We start from the raw sequence: 3180 nt of genomic DNA on the forward strand, positions 1-3180 counted from the left end.
GCCCGGGGCGGGGGAGGCGCCTGCGGCGGGCGGGTCGGAGGCGGTCATCCCCTCATGGGACGCGGCGGGGCCCGCCGGGGGTTCCCGGCGGGCCCCGCCTCCTCGCGACCCTGCCGTGGTTCGGGGCCACAGGAGCCCGTTCCACTCCCTTTCCACTCTCCCCCGGGGAGCCGGGTCCGGCATCCCGGGGCGGGGCACGGTGCCGGCATGTCGGTCGGTGCACGTACCATCCGCCCCATGGGTGCGACGGACGGCGACAAGGGCGACGGCGGAACCGGGCGGACGACGGGGGCCGGGGGGCAGTGGTTCCCGCCGGAGTGGGCGGGGCGCATCCGTGCGCTGCGGGCCGGTGAGCTGGTGCCGCCGGAGCCGCGCCGGGCGGCGACGGTGATGCTGCTGCGCGACGGCCCGTTCGGCGGGGCGCCGGTGGAGGTGTACCTGCTGCGGCGGCGGGCGTCGATGGCGTTCGGGGCGGGCGCCCACGCCTATCCGGGCGGCGGGGTGGATCCGCGCGACGAGGAGTGGGACGAGGCGGCGGGCTGGTCGGGCCCGGACCGGGCGAGTTGGGCGGCCCGGCTCGGGGTGTCGGAGGCGGTGGCGCAGAGCATCGTCTGCGCGGCGGTGCGGGAGACCTTCGAGGAGTCGGGGGTCCTGCTGGCGGGTCCGCACGGCGGCGGCGTGGTCGCCGACACCACCGGTGACGACTGGGAGGTGGACCGGCGGGCGCTGGTGGACCGGGAGCTGTCCTTCTCGGATTTCCTGGCCCGTCGCCGGCTGGTGCTGCGCAGCGACCTGCTGGCGCCGTGGACGCGGTGGATCACGCCGGAGTTCGAGAGCCGCCGCTACGACACCTGGTTCTTCGTGGCGGCGCTGCCGGTGGGGCAGCGGGCGCGGAACGCCTCCACGGAGGCGGACCGCACGCTGTGGACGGCGCCGGGAGAGGCGTACGCCGGGTACCGGCGCGGCGAACTGCTGATGATGCCGCCCACCGCCGCCACCCTGCGGGAGCTGGCGGAGTCGGTGGGTTCGGCGGAGCCGGCGGAGGTACGGGCGGCGGCCGGGGGCCGGGACCTCTCGCCGGTGCTGGCGCGCACCCACCGGGAGGGCGGGGAGATCGTCATCCGGTGGCCGGGGTACGAGGAGTTCGAGAAGCGGATGCCCGACCCGGACGCGGGCGGCGGAGCGGAGGAGCGGCGATGACGGAGGCGGCTTCCCCGCCCGGACGGCCCCGGGCCGGGGTGATCGACGGCCCGGCCACGGAGCGCGCCACGAGCGTGCTGGCCCCCAACCCCTCACCGATGACCCTCGACGGCACCAACACCTGGATCGTCGCCGAGCCGGACGGCCGCTCGGCCGTGGTGATCGACCCCGGCCCGTTGGACGAGGGGCACCTGCGGAAGGTGATCGCGGCGGTGGAGGAGAGCGGTCGCCGGGTCGCCCTGACCCTCCTCACCCACGGGCACGCCGACCACTCCGCGGGCGCGGCGCGGTTCGCGGAGCTGACGGGCACGCCCGTGCGGGCGCTGGACCCGGCGTTCCGGCTGGGCGGCGAGGGACTGATCGCCGGTCAGGCCGTGGAGGTGGACGGGCTGGTGCTGCGGGTGGTGGCCACGCCGGGGCACACCCACGACTCGCTGTCGTTCCACATACCCGCCGACGGGGCCGTGTTGACGGGCGACACGGTTCTGGGCCGGGGCACCACGATGGTCAGCCATCCCGACGGCGACCTGGGGGACTACCTGGACTCGCTGCGCCGGCTGCGGTCGATGACCGTGGACGACGGCGTGCGGACGGTGCTGCCGGGTCACGGGCCGGTGCTGCGCGACGCGCAGGGCGCCATCGACTACTACCTCGTGCACCGGGCCAAGCGGCTGGCGGAGGTGGAGACGGCGGTGGAGGACGGGCTGCGCACGCCGGCGGAGGTGGTGGCGCGGGTGTACGCGGACGTGGACCGCACGTTGTGGCCGGCGGCCGAGCAGTCGGTGCGGGCGCAGTTGGAGTACCTGCGGGGGCACGGTCTGATCGAGTGACCCCGGGGGCGGACGCGGGCCGCGGGCCGCCGGGGTGCTCCGGGAGGACGCCCGAGGGGGCCCGGACGTCCGGGCCCCCTCGGGGAGGATCGTCACCCCGCCCGCCGGCGGGGCCGACCGGGTCAGCGGCTGCGGCGGGCCAGGCGCTCGATGTCGAGCAGGATGACCGCGCGGGCCTCCAGGCGCAGCCAGCCGCGCGCCGCGAAGTCGGCGAGGGCCTTGTTGACGGTCTCCCGGGAGGCGCCGACCAGCTGGGCCAGCTCCTCCTGGGTGAGGTCGTGCACCACGTGGATGCCCTCCTCGGACTGCACGCCGAAGCGGCGGGAGAGGTCCAGCAGGGCCTTGGCGACCCGCCCCGGCACGTCGGAGAAGACCAGGTCGGACATGTTGTCGTTGGTGCGGCGCAGGCGGCGGGCGACGGCGCGCAGCAGGGCGCCGGCGACCTCGGGCCGGGCGTTGAGCCAGGGCTGGAGGTCGGCGTGCCCCAGGCCCAGGAGGCGGGACTCGGTCACGGCGGTGGCGGTCGCGGTGCGCGGTCCCGGGTCGAACAGGGACAGCTCGCCGATCAGCTCGCCGGCGCCGAGGACGGCGAGCATGTTCTCCCGGCCGTCGGCGGAGGTGCGGTGCAGCTTGATCTTGCCCTCGGTGACGACGTAGAGGCGGTCGCCCTGGTCGCCCTCGTGGAACAGTGCCTCGCCGCGCGAGAGCGTCGTCTCGGTCATGGAGGCGCGCAGCTCGGCCGCCTGCTCGTCGTCGAGCGCCGCGAAGAGCGGTGCGCGCCGCAGAACGTCGTCCACGAGTTCTCTCTCCCTGTCGGCCGTCGGCTCCGATCGGCGCTGCGCCGGTCGGTGGTCCGGATGTCGTCCCGGCCATCATGCCGGACGGTACGTCCTTTCCGCCGGGCGACAAGTCTGACGTACCACGGCCGGTCGGGGCATGCCAGGGGGCCGTTCGGGCTTCCCGGTGCCCTCCCCGGGGGGTGCGCGGAGCGGCGAGGGGGGCCGTTCCACCGGTGGTTACCGGGCGGTCAACCGAGTGGGGTCGGTCACCGTGCCGCGCGGGGGACGGGGAGCGGCCGGCCTCCCCTGCCCCCGTGTGTTCGCCCGGGGCGAACAGCCGGGGCCGTGCCCGACCCGGCTCCGCCCACCCC

At 76.3% G+C, this 3180-nt stretch carries 2 protein-coding genes and 2 pseudogenes; 3 read left to right on the forward strand and 1 reads right to left on the reverse strand.

Going from position 1 to position 3180, the window contains the following annotated elements; genetic code table 11:
- The first annotated feature begins 237 nt into the window (after positions 1-237).
- The 3 genes and pseudogenes from FOE67_RS20980 to FOE67_RS30840 all read left to right on the forward strand — a co-directional run.
- Positions 238-1200: an NUDIX hydrolase gene (locus tag FOE67_RS20980; protein WP_182666397.1), complete on the forward strand. Its 963-nt coding sequence runs from the start codon at positions 238-240 to the stop codon at positions 1198-1200.
- 98 nt (positions 1201-1298) lie between these two features.
- Positions 1299-1796, forward strand: a pseudogene (locus FOE67_RS30835) (MBL fold metallo-hydrolase); the annotation flags it as partial.
- 117 nt (positions 1797-1913) lie between these two features.
- Positions 1914-2009, forward strand: a pseudogene (locus FOE67_RS30840) (MBL fold metallo-hydrolase); the annotation flags it as partial.
- 143 nt (positions 2010-2152) lie between these two features.
- Here the strand turns inward: FOE67_RS30840 and FOE67_RS20990 are convergent.
- Complete coding sequence (locus tag FOE67_RS20990; protein ID WP_143622078.1) at positions 2153-2827, reverse strand: Crp/Fnr family transcriptional regulator; 675 nt, start codon at positions 2825-2827, stop codon at positions 2153-2155.
- Positions 2828-3180: the final 353 nt, after the last annotated feature.

The organism is Streptomyces calidiresistens (genome assembly GCF_014141525.1).
Classification (GTDB): domain Bacteria; phylum Actinomycetota; class Actinomycetes; order Streptomycetales; family Streptomycetaceae; genus Streptomyces; species Streptomyces calidiresistens.